At 63.1% G+C, this 14,421-nt stretch carries 14 protein-coding genes; 10 read left to right on the top strand and 4 right to left on the bottom strand.

Going from position 1 to position 14,421, the window contains the following annotated elements:
* Positions 1-90: 90 nt before the first annotated feature.
* The gene (purT, locus tag NTD82_RS09050; RefSeq protein WP_110968192.1) at positions 91-1,272 is read left to right on the top strand and encodes a formate-dependent phosphoribosylglycinamide formyltransferase; all 1,182 of its coding nucleotides are present in this window, start codon (positions 91-93) and stop codon (positions 1,270-1,272) included.
* Between the two features lie 45 nt (positions 1,273-1,317).
* Here the strand turns inward: purT and NTD82_RS09045 are convergent, their stop codons facing one another.
* From NTD82_RS09045 to NTD82_RS09035, 3 genes are all read right to left on the bottom strand, one after another.
* The gene (locus tag NTD82_RS09045) at positions 1,318-2,625 is read right to left on the bottom strand and encodes an MFS transporter (RefSeq protein WP_262128509.1); all 1,308 of its coding nucleotides are present in this window, start codon (positions 2,623-2,625) and stop codon (positions 1,318-1,320) included.
* Positions 2,626-2,928: 303 nt separating this feature from the next.
* A complete protein-coding gene (locus NTD82_RS09040; protein ID WP_095154197.1) occupies positions 2,929-4,158 on the bottom strand; it encodes a transporter associated domain-containing protein in 1,230 nt (409 codons plus the stop codon).
* Between the two features lie 10 nt (positions 4,159-4,168).
* Positions 4,169-4,981: an inner membrane protein YpjD gene (locus NTD82_RS09035; protein WP_410017037.1), complete on the bottom strand. Its 813-nt coding sequence runs from the start codon at positions 4,979-4,981 to the stop codon at positions 4,169-4,171.
* A gap of 197 nt (positions 4,982-5,178) precedes the next feature.
* Here NTD82_RS09035 and ffh point away from each other — a divergent pair, with 197 nt between their 5' ends.
* The 6 genes from ffh (at position 5,179) to NTD82_RS09005 (ending at position 9,338) form a co-directional block, all read left to right on the top strand.
* A complete protein-coding gene (gene ffh, locus NTD82_RS09030) occupies positions 5,179-6,555 on the top strand; it encodes a signal recognition particle protein (protein ID WP_095154195.1) in 1,377 nt (458 codons plus the stop codon).
* Between the two features lie 238 nt (positions 6,556-6,793).
* Positions 6,794-7,045, top strand: a complete 252-nt coding sequence (gene rpsP, locus NTD82_RS09025; protein ID WP_095154194.1) for a 30S ribosomal protein S16 — start codon at positions 6,794-6,796, stop codon at positions 7,043-7,045.
* Between the two features lie 5 nt (positions 7,046-7,050).
* Positions 7,051-7,587, top strand: coding sequence for a ribosome maturation factor RimM (rimM, locus tag NTD82_RS09020; protein WP_095154193.1), 537 nt, complete (start codon positions 7,051-7,053; stop codon positions 7,585-7,587).
* Between the two features lie 3 nt (positions 7,588-7,590).
* Positions 7,591-8,343: a tRNA (guanosine(37)-N1)-methyltransferase TrmD gene (trmD, locus tag NTD82_RS09015; RefSeq protein WP_110968198.1), complete on the top strand. Its 753-nt coding sequence runs from the start codon at positions 7,591-7,593 to the stop codon at positions 8,341-8,343.
* Between the two features lie 42 nt (positions 8,344-8,385).
* Positions 8,386-8,736 (top strand): 50S ribosomal protein L19, encoded by a 351-nt coding sequence (gene rplS / locus NTD82_RS09010; RefSeq protein ID WP_095154191.1) that lies wholly within the window; start codon positions 8,386-8,388, stop codon positions 8,734-8,736.
* A gap of 194 nt (positions 8,737-8,930) precedes the next feature.
* Positions 8,931-9,338, top strand: coding sequence for an acyl-CoA thioesterase (locus NTD82_RS09005; RefSeq protein ID WP_262128507.1), 408 nt, complete (start codon positions 8,931-8,933; stop codon positions 9,336-9,338).
* 9 nt (positions 9,339-9,347) lie between these two features.
* Here the strand turns inward: NTD82_RS09005 and NTD82_RS09000 are convergent, their stop codons facing one another.
* On the bottom strand, positions 9,348-11,153 hold the full coding sequence (locus tag NTD82_RS09000; RefSeq protein WP_262128506.1) for a cation:proton antiporter: 1,806 nt from the start codon (positions 11,151-11,153) through the stop codon (positions 9,348-9,350).
* 77 nt (positions 11,154-11,230) lie between these two features.
* Between NTD82_RS09000 and xerD the strand changes: the two genes are divergently transcribed.
* The 3 genes from xerD (at position 11,231) to NTD82_RS08985 (ending at position 14,416) form a co-directional block, all read left to right on the top strand.
* Positions 11,231-12,127, top strand: coding sequence for a site-specific tyrosine recombinase XerD (xerD, locus tag NTD82_RS08995; protein WP_262128505.1), 897 nt, complete (start codon positions 11,231-11,233; stop codon positions 12,125-12,127).
* A gap of 176 nt (positions 12,128-12,303) precedes the next feature.
* Entirely contained in the window at positions 12,304-13,029 is a 726-nt protein-coding gene (gene dsbC, locus NTD82_RS08990; RefSeq protein WP_095154187.1) for a bifunctional protein-disulfide isomerase/oxidoreductase DsbC, read from the top strand.
* Between the two features lie 82 nt (positions 13,030-13,111).
* On the top strand, positions 13,112-14,416 hold the full coding sequence (locus NTD82_RS08985; protein WP_262128504.1) for a homoserine dehydrogenase: 1,305 nt from the start codon (positions 13,112-13,114) through the stop codon (positions 14,414-14,416).
* Positions 14,417-14,421 lie beyond the last annotated feature (5 nt).

The following is a 14,421-nucleotide window of genomic DNA, read 5'->3' as shown; positions in this document are numbered from 1 at the left end:
CGACGGCGTTCAACCATGTAAAATGTGCCCCTTTCGCTGGCCCGCACCGTGCTGGGGCGGCCATGGATTCCTTCCCTTTGAGGACCTGAGATGACCCGTATCGGAACCCCATTGTCGCCCACCGCGACCCGTGTACTGCTCTGTGGCTGTGGCGAGCTGGGCAAGGAAGTGGTGATCGAGCTGCAACGCCTGGGCGTCGAAGTGATCGCCGTGGACCGTTACGCCAATGCCCCGGCCATGCAGGTGGCGCATCGCAGCCACGTGATCAACATGCTCGACGGCGCCGCCCTGCGTGCGGTCATCGAGGCCGAGAAACCGCACTACATCGTCCCGGAAATCGAAGCCATCGCCACCGCGACCCTGGTCGAGCTGGAAGCCGAAGGCTTCACCGTGGTGCCCACCGCCCGCGCCGCGCAACTGACCATGAACCGCGAAGGCATCCGTCGCCTGGCGGCTGAAGAGCTGGACCTGCCCACCTCGCCTTACCACTTTGCCGACACCTTCGAGGACTACAGCAAGGCCGCCCTGGACCTGGGCTTCCCGTGTGTGGTCAAGCCGGTGATGAGTTCGTCGGGCAAGGGCCAGAGCCTGCTGAAAAGCGCCGACGACCTGCAGAAAGCCTGGGACTACGCCCAGGAAGGCGGCCGTGCCGGCAAGGGCCGGGTGATCATCGAAGGCTTCATCGATTTCGACTACGAAATCACCCTGCTGACCGTTCGTCATGTCGGCGGCACCACCTTCCTGGCGCCTGTCGGACACCGTCAGGAGAAGGGCGACTACCAGGAATCCTGGCAGCCACAGGCCATGAGCCCGGTGGCGCTGGCCGAGTCCGAGCGCGTGGCCAAGGCGGTCACCGAGGCGTTGGGCGGCCGCGGTCTGTTCGGCGTCGAACTGTTCGTCAAGGGCGATCAGGTGTGGTTCAGCGAAGTCTCGCCGCGCCCGCATGACACCGGCCTGGTGACCCTGATTTCCCAGGACCTGTCGCAGTTCGCCCTGCACGCCCGGGCGATTCTCGGCCTGCCGATCCCGTCGGTCCGTCAGTTCGGTCCGTCGGCGTCCGCGGTAATCCTGGTGGAAGGTCAGTCGCAGCAGACCGCGTTCGACAATCTCGGCGCTGCCCTGGCCGAGCCTGATACCGCGCTGCGCCTGTTCGGCAAGCCGGAAGTCAACGGTCAGCGCCGGATGGGCGTGTGCCTGGCGCGCGACGAGTCGATCGAGGCCGCCCGGGCCAAGGCGACCCGCGCTTCGCAAGCAGTCAAGGTCGAGCTGTAAGGCTGTAGACGCGGGGCGGGCCGCCTGGCTCGCCCCGCGTTGTCGTTACAACTCCGCGTGCCGGGTTTCCTTCAGGCACAGCACGGCGATCAGGCTCAGCAGCGCCGCGGCCGACACATACCCGCCCACCCAGCTCAATCCCCCCATCGCCACCAGCTTCTGTGCGAAGAACGGTGCTGCCGAGGCGCCGACGATTCCGCCCAGGTTATAAGCCGCCGACGCGCCGGTGTAGCGCACGTGGGTGGGGAACAGTTCGGGCAGCAGCGCGCCCATCGGTGCGAATGTCACCCCCATCAGGAACAGCTCGATCGCCAGGAACAACGCCACGCCGGCGGTGGACCCGGAGGTCAGCAACGGCTCCATGGCAAAGCCCGAGGCGATCGCCATCAGCGCGCCGATCACCAGCACCGGCTTGCGCCCGTAACGGTCGCTGAGCCAGGCCGACAGCGGCGTGGCCAGGGCCATGAACAGCACCGCGAAGCACAGCAGGCCGAGGAAGGTTTCCCGGGTGTAGCCCAGCGTCGACACGCCGTAGCTCAGCGAAAACACCGTCGAGATGTAGAACAGCGCATAGCACACCACCATCGCCCCGGCGCCGAGCAGCACCGGCAGCCAGTATTGGGCGAACAGTTCGACCACCGGCAGCTTCACGCGCTGGTGGCTGGCCATGGCCTTGGCGAACACCGGGGTTTCTTCCAGTTTCAGGCGCACGTACAGGCCGACGATCACCAGTGCCGCGCTGAGCAGGAACGGGATGCGCCAGCCCCAGGCGCGGAAGTCTTCGTCGCTCAGCAGCATCGCCAGCGCCAGGAACAGGCCGTTGGCGGCGAGGAAACCAATGGACGGGCCGAGTTGCGGGAACATGCCGAACCAGGCGCGCTTGCCCTTGGGCGCGTTCTCGGTGGCCAACAGCGCCGCGCCGCCCCATTCGCCGCCCAGGCCCAGGCCCTGGCCGAAACGCAGGATGCAGAGCAGGACCGGCGCCCAGTTGCCGATGCTGTCATGCCCCGGCAGCACGCCAATCAGCGTGGTGCACACCCCCATCAGCAGCAGCGAGGCGACCAGGGTGGATTTGCGTCCGATCCGGTCGCCGAAGTGGCCGAACAGCGCCGAGCCCAGTGGCCGCGCGAGGAAGGCGATACCGAAGGTGAGAAACGCCGACAGCATCTGCGCGGTGCCGGAGGTCTGCGGGAAGAACACCGGTCCGATCACCAGCGCGGCGGCGGTGGCGTAGACATAGAAATCGTAGAACTCGATGGCAGTGCCGATGAAGCTGGCGGTGGCGACGCGGGCCGGCGAATTGCCGGACGGCGCGGTGTCGGCCTCATTGTTGTAGGTGCTGCTGGTGGTCATGCAAGGTCCCCTGACAGTCGAAGGCTTCCTGGGCGGCCGCGCACGGGCGACGGCGCTGCGTCGGAGCATTTTTTTGGTATGGGTCGCGCGGCCGAGCATAGCCCTGGGGGGATGGGGGCGGGCGCGGGCACTGTTCGGGGTGTGAAGCGGTGCCGGTAAAGCGCGCGATGCAGGCGGTGCGGACTGGCCGGAAAGCGCCGGGAGCGGGTAGCGGGCGCGACGGCAGGGCTGGGTAAGCGTGGCCCGAGTATAGCCAGATTCGATACGAAATGTGTCTATGTCAGGCGTTGCGGGCGTAACGAATCAGGCGGCGGGCTGGCGGGCGACGGTCCAGACCAGGATCCGGCTGGCGCAGTTGTCTTCGGTTTCGAGGATTTCCAGGCGGTAGCGGCCAATCTTCAGGCACACCGCGCTGGCCGGGATGCTTTCCAGCGCCTCGGTGACCAGGCCGTTGAGGGTCTTCGGTCCGTCGCTGGGCAGGTGCCAGCCAAGGCTGCGGTTGAGCTCGCGGATCGCCACGTTGCCTTCGATCACGTAACGGCCATCCCCTTGCGGGTGGATATGCGGGTTGTCGAGGTCGTCCTGTTCTTCGAACTCGCCGACGATTTCTTCGAGGATGTCTTCCAGGGTGACGATGCCCTCCACCTCGCCGTACTCGTCGACAACGATGCCCATCCGCCGCTGTTGCTTGTGGAAATTGAGCAACTGCAGTTGCAGCGGGGTGCTTTCCGGGACGAAGTAGGGCTCGTAGCAGGCGGCCAGCAGGGTTTCGTGGGTCAGCTCGGCCTTGGGCAGCAAGTGGGCGATATGCCGCGTGTTGAGCACCGCCTGGACCTGGTTGATGTCGTTGTGGAATACCGGCAGTCGCGTGTGTTTGCAGGTGTTCAATTGCGCGATGATCTGCTCGATCGAATCGTCCAGGTTGATCCCGTCGACTTCGCTGCGCGGCACCAGGATGTGGTTGACAGTGACCCTCTCCAGCGCCTTCAGGCTGGTGGGGAGACTGCTGTGGGAGGGGTTTTCCTCCGAGGCGTCGCTATCGTCCGGCTCGCTGTCGGCATTCTGTTCATGCTGGTTGACCATGCTCGGCCGCACTGAAAAAGGGCGCAGGATCAGGCGCGCGATGCAGTCCAGCAACCAGGCCAGCGGCTGCAGCAGGCGCAGCGGAAGGCGCAGGACGATGCCCAGGCCGATAAAGGCTTCCGGGTTGCGTCGGGCCAGTTGCCGCGGCAGGTACTCTGCGCAGACCAGCAGCAGGATGGCCGCTGCCAGGCAGCCCAGCCAGAAACCGGTCTCGCCCTGGCAGCGCAGGCCGGTCAGGCCGGCGAGGGCCAGCACCAGCAGCTTGCCGAGGGTGGCGCCGAAGATCAGCGCCTGGGGCGGGAGGTCAGAGGTGTCGCGGGCGCCGCCATTGCCGTTGCGCCGGTTGCCCGCCAGTTGCACGCGGGCGGCGTCGACCGCGGTGAACAGTGCCGACCACAGCAAGGCCAGGGCCAGAAGCCCGAGCAGCGGAGCCAACGGCAAGGTGTCCATAGTTCGCCCGTCAGATATGCAGAATGAATTCGCGTACCAGCTTGCTGCCGAAATACGCCAGCATCAGCAGGCAGAACCCGGCGAGGGTCCAGCGGATCGCCTTGTGTCCGCGCCAGCCGAGGCGGGTGCGGCCCCACAGCAGCACGCTGAACACGATCCAGGCGACGCAGGCCAGCAAGGTCTTGTGGACCAGATGCTGGGCGAACAGGTTGTCGAGGAACAACCAGCCGGAGATCAGCGACAGCGAGAGCAGGCCCCAGCCGGCCCAGAGGAAGCCGAACAGCAGGCTTTCCATGGTTTGCAGCGGCGGGAAATTGCGGATCAGCCCGGACGGATGCTTGTGCTTGAGCTGGTGGTCCTGCATCAGCAGCAACAGCGACTGGAACACCGCGATGGTGAACAGGCCGTAGGCGAGGATCGACAGCAGGATATGCGCGAGGATGCCGGGCTCTTCGTTGATCAGCGGAACCGTGCCCGACGGCGCGAATTGCGCGATCAGGGCCGTCAGCAGGCCCAGTGGGAACAGCAACAGCAGCAGGTTCTCCACCGGACTGCGCAGGCAGGCGAGCAGGGTGATGGCAATGACTGCGGTGGCGATCAGGCTGGCGGCGCTGAAGAAGTCCAGGCTCAGTCCCAGCGGCGTGAGCAACTGCCAGTACAGCGCGGCGCCCTGGGCGATGACCGCCAGGCCTCCCAGCAGGCCGAGCAGCCGTTTGTCGGCCTTGACGCCCCGGGCCAGGCCGGTGCCTTGGAGGATGATCGCGGCGGCGTAGAGGCAGGCGGCGATCAGGTTGGGTAGCAAGCTGGGTGACAAGGGGAGCATAAGTCCTGTTAGGCAAGCCCGAAAGCCGATGAGTTTGGCATAGAACCCGGCCCCCTAGGAAGACTGTGCGCCGACGGTATGGTGTGCGCTGGCGCGAGTCTTCGTTATAATCGCCGCCCTGCCCCTGCCCAAGGCCGGCCGAATGCGCCTGGGGCGGCTGATAAACCTCGGTTCTACAAGAGCCCGAAAGGATCCCCATGTTTGAAAACCTGACCGATCGTCTGTCACAGACGCTGCGCCATGTCACTGGCAAGGCCAAGCTGAACGAAGACAACATCAAAGACACCCTGCGCGAAGTGCGCATGGCGTTGCTCGAAGCCGACGTCGCCTTGCCGGTGGTGAAGGACTTCGTCAACAAGGTCAAGGAACGTGCGGTCGGGACCGAGGTTTCGCGCAGCCTGACGCCGGGCCAGGCGTTCGTGAAGATCGTCCAGGCCGAACTCGAAGAATTGATGGGCGCGGCCAACGAAGACCTGAGTCTGAATGCCGCACCGCCCGCCGTGGTACTGATGGCCGGCCTGCAGGGCGCGGGCAAGACCACCACCGCCGGCAAGCTCGCGCGCTTCCTTAAAGAGCGCAAGAAGAAGACCGTCATGGTCGTTTCGGCCGACGTCTACCGTCCGGCGGCGATCAAGCAACTGGAAACCCTGGCCAACGATATCGGCGTGACCTTCTTCCCGTCGGACATCAGCCAGAAGCCGGTGGCCATCGCCGAAGCGGCGATCCGCGAAGCCAAGCTGAAATTCATCGACGTGGTTATCGTCGATACCGCCGGTCGTCTGCACATCGACGCCGAGATGATGGCCGAGATCAAGGACCTGCACGCCGCGGTCAAACCGATCGAAACGCTGTTCGTGGTCGACGCCATGACCGGCCAGGACGCCGCCAACACCGCCAAGGCGTTCGGCGATGCCCTGCCGCTGACCGGTGTGGTGCTGACCAAGGTCGACGGTGATGCCCGTGGCGGTGCCGCGCTGTCGGTGCGCGCGATCACCGGCAAGCCGATCAAGTTCATCGGTATGGGCGAGAAGACTGAAGCGCTCGAGCCGTTCCACCCTGACCGTATCGCCTCGCGGATCCTCGGCATGGGCGACGTGCTCAGCCTGATCGAGCAGGCCGAGCAGACGCTCGACAAGGAAAAGGCCGACAAACTCGCCAAGAAGCTGAAGAAGGGCAAGGGCTTCGACCTCGAAGACTTCCGCGACCAGCTCCTGCAAATGAAGAACATGGGCGGCCTCGGCGGCCTGATGGACAAGCTGCCGAGCATCGGTGGGGTCAACCTGGCGCAGATGGGCAACGCCCAGGGCGCAGCCGAGAAGCAGTTCAAGCAGATGGAAGCGATCATCAACTCCATGACCCCGGCCGAGCGCCGTGACCCTGACCTGATCAGCGGTTCGCGCAAACGCCGTATCGCCATGGGTTCCGGCACCCAGGTGCAGGACATTGGCCGCCTGATCAAGCAGCACAAGCAAATGCAGAAGATGATGAAGAAGTTTTCTGCCAAGGGCGGCATGGCCAAAATGATGCGCGGCCTGGGCGGCATGATGCCTGGCGGCGGCATGCCCAAGATGTAAACCCGATTCAAGTCGTTGGCGTGTAGATGTGCCAGCGACTGAAATCCCGCCTCGGCGGGACCATTGCTGCCTTTTATATAAGGCAGTGCAAACCGCAGATCAGCAGGCAGGCCTTTTACCTCGTGTAAAAAGGCATTTGCAAATACCCGTGTATTCCTTGAGAATATGCGGCCTTTCGGGCACCCGTGTGCCCGCTGTGCATTATGATTTGCAGCACCGACTACAGGAACGATGTTCAATGCTAACCATCCGTCTTGCCCGTGGCGGCTCCAAAAAGCGCCCATTTTACACCCTGACCGTGACCGACTCGCGTAACGCTGTTACCGGTTCGCACATTGAGCAGGTTGGTTTCTTCAACCCTATCGCTCGTGGCCAGGAAGTTCGTCTGTCCGTTAAGGAAGACCGCGTTGCTCATTGGCTGAGCGTTGGCGCACAGCCTTCTGAGCGCGTTGCCAAGCTGTTGAAGGACGCTGCCAAGGCTGCCGCCTGAGCAATATGAACGCGACGCCAAAAAACGCTGATGACTTGATCGTTGTCGGCAAGATTTTTTCGGTTCACGGCGTTCGCGGCGAGGTGAAGGTCTATTCCTTTACCGATCCGATCGAAAACCTGCTGGATTTCCCCAACTGGACGCTTCGGCGCGAAGGTGTGGTCAAGCAGGTAGAGCTGGTCTCGGGCCGATCCACTCAAAAGGATCTGGTCGCCAAGCTCAAAGGGCTCGACGATCGTGATGAAGCTCGTCTTCTGAGCGGTTATGAGATTTGTATCTCTCGCAGCCTTTTGCCCAACCTGACCGACGGCGATTACTACTGGTATCAGCTCGTGGGTCTGAGTGTCATCAACCAGGACGGACATCTGTTCGGCAAGGTTGATCACCTGTTGGAGACCGGTGCGAACGATGTAATGGTGGTCAAGCCCTGCGCTGGCAGCCTGGATGATCGTGAACGGCTATTGCCCTATACAGAGCAATGCGTGTTGGCAATCGACCTGGCGGCAGGCGAAATGAGGGTGGAATGGGACGCGGACTTCTAAGCAATGGCCAGCCTGCGCGTAGACGTCATCACGCTGTTTCCCGAGATGTTCTCGGCCATCAGTGAGTACGGCATTACCAGCCGAGCGGTGAAACAGGGGTTGTTGCAACTGACCTGCTGGAACCCGCGGGACTACACCACGGATCGTCACCACACGGTAGATGATCGGCCTTTTGGCGGTGGTCCGGGCATGGTGATGAAGATCAAGCCTCTGGAAGACGCCCTGGTCGAGGCCAGGCAGGCAACCGGAGGAACGGCGAAGGTGATCTACCTGTCGCCACAAGGCCGCAAGCTGACTCAGTCGGCGGTCAAGGACCTGGCGAAGCATGAATCGTTGATTCTGATAGCCGGTCGTTATGAAGGCATTGACGAGCGCTTTATTGAGGCTCATGTCGATGAAGAGTGGTCGATTGGTGACTACGTATTGTCTGGCGGTGAGCTGCCGGCAATGGTCCTGGTTGATGCGGTTACACGGCTGCTGCCCGGAGCTTTAGGGCATGCGGACTCGGCGGAGGAGGATTCCTTCACCGACGGTCTGCTTGATTGCCCGCACTACACCCGTCCGGAGGTGTATGCGGATCAGCGTGTTCCCGACGTGTTGCTCAGTGGCAACCATGCACACATCCGGCGTTGGCGTTTACAGCAGTCCCTTGGGCGGACCTATGAACGACGCGTCGATCTTCTGGAAAGTCGCTCACTTTCTGGAGAAGAGAAGAAGCTGCTCGAGGAGTACCTCCGCGAGCGGGACGATAGTTAACGTATCGATGGTAGATCCGACGATTTACCTTAGGAGCACAAGATGACCAACAAAATCATTCAGCAGATCGAAGCTGAACAGATGAGCAAAGAAATCCCGGCCTTCGCCCCGGGCGACACCATCGTCGTTCAGGTGAAAGTGAAGGAAGGTGACCGCTCCCGTCTGCAGGCTTTCGAAGGCGTTGTAATCGCCAAGCGCAACCGTGGTCTGAACAGCGCTTTCACCGTTCGCAAAATCTCCAACGGTGTTGGCGTTGAGCGTACTTTCCAGACCTACAGCCCGCAAATCGACAGCCTGGCCGTGAAACGTCGTGGTGACGTGCGTAAAGCCAAGCTGTACTACCTGCGTGACCTGTCCGGTAAAGCAGCTCGCATCAAGGAAAAACTGGCTTAAGTCCAGTCCGACCTTTGCGAAAGAAAGGGCAGCCTCCGGGCTGCCCTTTTTGTTTTTCAGCGCTGTGAGCTTCAAGCCGCAAGATGTTTGTCGGTTAAATATGTTGGGGCCCTTCGCGAGCAAGCTCGCTCCTACAGTGCCCCCCAACCTTATGGCTTGCAGCGTGCAACTGCATTCTTTGTTCAAGTGATCCCATGACCCCCAGAGACCAGGAAATCGAACGCCGCACCGAGCTGTCGGTCACCCGCGTGACCAAGGCGGTATTCCCCTCCACGACCAACCACCACAACACCCTGTTCGGCGGCACCGCGCTGGCCTGGATGGACGAAGTGTCGTTCATTGCCGCGACGCGCTTCTGCCGTCTGCCACTGGTAACCGTGTCCACTGACCGCATCGACTTCAAGCACCCGATCGCCGCGGGTTCCATCGTCGAGCTGGTGGGTCGGGTCGTTAAAGTCGGCAACACCAGCCTCAAGGTGGAAGTCGAAGTGTTTGTTGAAAGCATGAGCTGCGACAGCCGCGAGAAAGCCATTCACGGCCTGTTCAGTTTTGTCGCCATCGACGATGACAAGCGTCCGGTTCCGGTATTGCCCGGGTTCTGATCGCAGTGCTCAACGGCTTTCATCCTGTCTAATCAGCGCCAGCACCGTCCACCCCGGCCCGGGCTTGAGCGGGCTGTCCGGGCCGAACACATGCACCCAGCCATTGGCGTCCCGGGCAAACAGCAAGGTCGCCCGCTCACCATGCAGCGCCCGATAGGCGTCCCAGTCGAAGGCTTCGGTCAGGTGTGTGCTGTACAGCTCGGCGCCGTGGTGCAGTTGATTGGCCAGTTGTACATAGGTCAGTGGCGGATTTCCCAGCACATGCCCGCGGTGTTCGTCACTGGCCCGGTGCTTGTCGCTGCGGCTGACCTCCAGGCCGCTGGCCAGCGAAAACAGCCGGGTATGGCCGAAGTCGTGACGAAAGCGCATGCAGGCCAGCGCATTCAACTCGCCTGCGGGAGAAAGCCCGAGCAGATGGCCCAGGCCGACCAGGTCCAGGTGCGCATCCGCATGCTGCGAGGCCGGATTGCCAAAGTAAGTCGCCAGCCCGTCCATGCGCGCCGCGCGGATGTTCTCCCAACTGGAGTCGGTCAGCAGCACCCGGCAATCCATCTGTTGCAAGGCCTTGCCAATCGCCCGTGCGGGCGGGTTGGCGCCGACGATAAGAAAGCCGCTGGGCGCGGGCTCCGCGACTTTCAGCAGGCGGGCCAGCGGCCGCGCCGTTGCGCTCTGCAAGACCACCGTGCCGATGATCACGGCGAAGGTCAGCGGCACCAGCAGCAAGGCGCCCTCGTGACCGGCCTCGTTCAGGCGAATCGCAAAGATCGCCGAGACCGCCGCCGCGACGATCCCCCGCGGTGCGATCCAGGCCAGCAGCGCCCGTTCGCGCCAGTTCAGCGGCGAGCGCCAGGTTGAGAGCGCGACGTTCAGGGGGCGGGCGATCAACTGGATCACCAGCAGCAGCGCCAGCACCGACGGGCCGAGGCCGAGGAGGGCGGTCAGGTCCAGGCGCGCGGCGAGCAGAATGAACAGCCCGGAGATCAGCAGCACGCTGAGGTTTTCCTTGAAGTGCAGGATCTGCCGGACGTCGACGCCTTTCATGTTGGCCAGCCACATGCCCATCAGGGTCACCGCCAGCAGTCCCGATTCGTGCATCACCTGGTTGGCGGCGATGAAGATCCCCAGCACCGCCGCCAGCGACGCCAGGTTGTGCAGGTATTCCGGCAGCCATTGCTCACGCATCACCTGGCCCAGCAACCAGCCGCCGGCGGCACCGAACGCGCTGCCACAGAGAATGACTCCGGCGAAGGTTCGCAGGCTCTGGCTCAGGCCGTCATCCGCGGCGCTGGCGATGATGAAGCTGTAGACCACCACGGCCAGCAGCGCGCCGATCGGGTCGATGACGATGCCTTCCCAGCGCAGGATGTTGGCGATCGTCGCCTTGGGTCGCACCACCCGCAGCATCGGCACGATCACCGTGGGGCCGGTAACCAGCGTCAGGGTGCCGAACAGCACCGCCAACGGCCAGTCGAAACCCAGCAGCCAGTGCGTTGCGACGGCAATCACCACCCAGGTGACCAGCGCGCCGACGGTCACCATGCGCTGCACAACGCTGCCGATGTCGCGCCATTGCGACAGGTGCAGGGTCAGGCTGCCTTCGAACAGGATCAGCGCCACCGCCAGCGACACCAGTGGCATCAGCAGCGGGCCGAACATTTCCTGCGGATCAAGCCAGCCCAGCACGGGGCCGGCGAGAATGCCGCTGAGCAGCAGAAACAGGATGGCCGGGAGCTTCAGGCGCCAGGCCAGCCACTGGCAGCCCAGTGCCGCCGCACCAATGCCGCCAAACGCGAGCAGAATCTGTTGTTCGTTCATTCGGACTCCCTATCCCGGCATGGTTATGGAAGACTAGCGGCACTTCGGCGTTTTCATCGCCCCGTCTCCGAGTTTTCATGCCTGCTATCGACCACCCCCTGATTGACCAGTTTCTTGATGCCCTGTGGCTGGAAAAAGGCCTGTCGGACAACACCCGAGCGTCCTATCGCAGCGACCTGGCGCTGTTCAACGGCTGGTTGCAGGAAAAGGGCATTGCATTGCCCGATGCCGGCCGCGAACTGATCCTCGATCACCTCGGCTGGCGCCTGGATCACGCCTACAAGCCGCGCTCCACGGCGCGTTTTCTTTCCGGCCTGCGCGGTTTCTACCGCTACCTGCTGCGGGAAAAACTGATTGCCGTCGACCCGACCCTGCAGATCGATATGCCGCAGCTCGGCCGGCCATTGCCCAAATCGCTCTCCGAGGCTGACGTCGAAGCCCTGCTACGGGCGCCGGACCTGAGCGAAGACATCGGCCAGCGCGACCGCGCCATGCTCGAAGTGCTGTATGCCTGTGGTTTGCGGGTTACCGAACTGGTCAGCCTGACCCTCGACCAGATCAACCTGCGCCAGGGCGTGTTGCGGGTCATGGGCAAGGGCAGCAAGGAGCGGCTGGTGCCGATGGGCGAGGAGGCGGTGGTCTGGCTGGAGCGCTACCTGCGTGACGGTCGCAACGGCCTGCTCAATGGTCGACCCAGCGACGTGGTGTTTCCCAGCCAGCGTGGTGAGCAGATGACCCGCCAGACCTTCTGGCACCGTATCAAGCACCACGCCCAGGTCGCCGGGATCGGCAAGGCGCTGTCGCCCCACACCCTTCGCCACGCCTTCGCCACTCATCTGCTCAACCACGGCGCCGACCTGCGCGTGGTGCAGATGCTGCTGGGCCACAGCGACCTGTCGACCACCCAGATCTATACTCACGTAGCCAGAGCGAGGCTGCAGGAACTGCATGCTCGGCACCATCCCAGGGGTTAGAGAACGAATCGGCCGCGGCCGCTTCGTTTGTCTGCGCATTCGAGCGGTCAAGGTGCCCGTCGCAGGGCGATGAATATGGTAGTCTTCCGGGGTTTACGTCTTGGGCCGGCCAATCCCCCGTGTTTTCCATCCGGGCGTCCCCATCCCGGCCCCTTGTACGCTTTCAGGAGCTCCAAATGCGCATGATCAAGATTGTTGCCGCCGCCGCGCTGGCGCTGGCCAGTTCGTTCGTCCTGGCTGACGAGCAGGCGATCCGCAAAACCCTGCAGTCGCTGGAGTCGGAAGTCCCGGTCGACAGCATCGCCGCCAGTCCGCTCAATGGCCTGTACGAAGTCAAACTCAAGGGCGGGCGTGTGCTGTACGCCAGCGCCGACGGCCAGTTCCTGGTCCAGGGCTATCTGTTTCAGGTGCAGGACGGCAAGCCGGTCAACCTGACTGAAAAGACCGAGCGTCAGGCCATCGCCAAGACGATCAATGCCATTCCAGGCGCGGAAATGGTGGTTTATCCTGCCATTGGCCCGGCCAAGTCGCACATCACGGTGTTCACCGACACCACCTGCCCGTACTGCCACAAACTGCACGCCGAAGTGCCTGAGCTGAACAAGCTCGGTATCGAAGTGCGCTATGTCGCCTTCCCGCGCCAGGGCCTCGGCTCGCCGGGTGACGAGCAGTTGCAGGCGGTCTGGTGCTCCAAGGACCGCAAGGGTGCGCTGGACAAGATGATCGACGGCAAGGAAATCAAGGCCGCCAAGTGCGAGAACCCGGTCAGCAAGCAGTTCACCATGGGCCAGTCCATCGGTGTCAACGGCACGCCAGCCATCGTGCTGGAAGATGGCCAGGTGATCCCGGGCTACCAGCCGGCCCCGCAAGTGGCCAAGCTGGCCCTGGCCGTCGCCAAGTAATTCAATCAGTGAGCCGCCACCATGGGGAGGCGGCTTTTTTCACGATCGGTTCCACACCGGTCGTTCAATGGGGAGTTTCACAGTGAAACCGGTCAAAGTAGGCATCTGTGGGTTAGGGACCGTCGGTGGCGGAACCTTCAACGTACTTCAGCGAAACGCCGAGGAGATTGCCCGCCGCGCCGGGCGTGGAATTGAAGTGGCACAGATTGCCATGCGTTCGCCCAACCCGAACTGCCAGATTACCGGTACCCCCATTACCGCTGATGTGTTCGAAGTCGCGAGCAACCCCGAGATCGATATCGTCATTGAACTGATCGGTGGCTATACCGTGGCCCGCGAGCTGGTGCTCAAGGCCATCGACAACGGCAAGCACGTGGTCACCGCGAACAAGGCGCTGATCGCCGTGCACGGCAACGAGATCTTCGCCCGCGCCCGCGAAAAAGGCGTGATCGTCGCCTTCGAAGCCGCTGTGGCCGGCGGCATCCCGGTGATCAAGGCGATCCGTGAAGGCCTCTCGGCCAACCGTATCAACTGGGTCGCCGGCATCATCAACGGCACCGGCAACTTCATCCTCACCGAAATGCGCGAGAAGGGTCGCACCTTCCCGGACGTGCTGGCCGAAGCCCAGGCGCTGGGTTATGCCGAAGCGGACCCGACCTTCGACGTCGAAGGCATCGATGCTGCGCACAAGCTGACCATCCTCGCTTCCATCGCTTTCGGCATCCCGCTGCAGTTCGACAAGGCCTACACCGAAGGCATCACTCAGCTCACCACTGCTGACGTGAACTACGCCGAGGCCCTGGGCTATCGCATCAAGCACCTGGGCGTGGCGCGCAGCACCGCGACCGGTATCGAACTGCGCGTGCACCCGACGCTGATCCCGGCTGACCGCCTGATTGCCAACGTCAATGGCGTGATGAACGCCGTGATGGTCAACGGCGACGCCGCGGGTTCGACCCTGTTCTACGGCGCTGGCGCCGGCATGGAACCCACTGCTTCCTCGGTCGTCGCCGACCTGGTGGACGTGGTTCGTGCCATGACCGCCGACCCGGAAAACCGCGTTCCGCACCTGGCCTTCCAGCCGGATTCGCTGTCGGCCCACCCGATCCTGCCGATCGATGCCTGCGAAAGCGCCTACTACCTGCGCATCCAGGCCAAGGACCATCCGGGCGTACTGGCCCAGGTGGCAAGCATCCTCTCCGAGCGCGGGATCAACATCGAGTCGATCATGCAGAAGGAAGTCGAGGAACAGGACGGCCTGGTGCCGATGATCCTGCTGGTCCACAAGGTCCAGGAGAAACGCATGAACGACGCCATCGCGGCGCTGGAAGCCCTCCAGGACGTGATCGGCAAGGTCGTGCGGATCCGCGTCGAACAGCTCAACTAACGTCT

Source organism: Pseudomonas sp. 5P_5.1_Bac1, assembly GCF_025466015.1.
Classification (GTDB): Bacteria; Pseudomonadota; Gammaproteobacteria; order Pseudomonadales; family Pseudomonadaceae; genus Aquipseudomonas.
Note: the sequence above shows the minus strand (reverse complement) of the source record. Positions and strands in the feature narration are given on the sequence as shown.